2 protein-coding genes are annotated in these 682 nt (G+C 36.5%); one reads left to right on the top strand and one right to left on the bottom strand.

Annotated elements, in window-relative coordinates; all coding sequences use genetic code 11:
* The coding region (locus ABEA77_RS33835; RefSeq protein ID WP_345655990.1) for a DUF3967 domain-containing protein at positions 1-447 on the top strand (447 nt) is incomplete at its 5' end.
* Position 448: 1 nt separating this feature from the next.
* On the opposite strand, the gene ABEA77_RS33830 is transcribed toward ABEA77_RS33835, so the two are convergent.
* A partial coding sequence (locus tag ABEA77_RS33830) for a restriction endonuclease (RefSeq protein WP_345655988.1) occupies positions 449-682 on the bottom strand: 234 nt, incomplete at its 5' end.

Here is a 682-nt window from a genome sequence, read left to right as displayed (position 1 = left end):
AGGCGTCGCTCACCGAGCTGCTCTCATTTTGAGAGAGCTGGTTACACCTTTCATAAAAATGAACATGGTCATAGAGGGTTCTTTGACGATGATTTAATTGCGTTTAAAAAGCTTATGGAATACAAAGACACTATGGTGCTTGAACAGGCTTTGAGGTCAGTTGTAGTGTGGAAAAAAGGGAACGATGTAGCGTTGCGTGCTACAGACGAAAAACGATATAGCAGACAATATAACGAGTTACTTGAGGAATTCCAATCCTTTAAGGAGCAACAGGAAAACTTCAATCAAGAACTTTTGAATCTACTAAAACAGCAACAAGAATATATGGACAACCATTTAAAGGAACGTGATCAAAATTTAATGGTTGCCCTTAAAGAAAGTTTAGAAACTCAAAGGCAGTTGGCTTCCAGTAAGCAGAAAAAATGGTGGGAGTTCTGGAAGATGTAGTTTACTGTGAAGCATTGAGTGAAGTGATATTAGAATTTAGAATTAAATCAGCTAATCCATTCCGATCAATCAGCTTTACACCAGTGGATTCTGCTAGTTTTATTGCTTGTAATGTGAAAAAGTTATTAGTTATTACCCAAGCTTCTTGTGCACTGTAGTAATCTCTAGCCGAATTAATTTCTTGAACAGCTTTAATCCCTACTTTACTTTTATATCTTTTAGCTTGAATTACTAC

This window comes from Streptomyces tremellae, assembly GCF_039540215.1.
GTDB lineage: Bacteria > Actinomycetota > Actinomycetes > Streptomycetales > Streptomycetaceae > Streptomyces > Streptomyces tremellae.
Note: the sequence above shows the minus strand (reverse complement) of the source record. Positions and strands in the feature narration are given on the sequence as shown.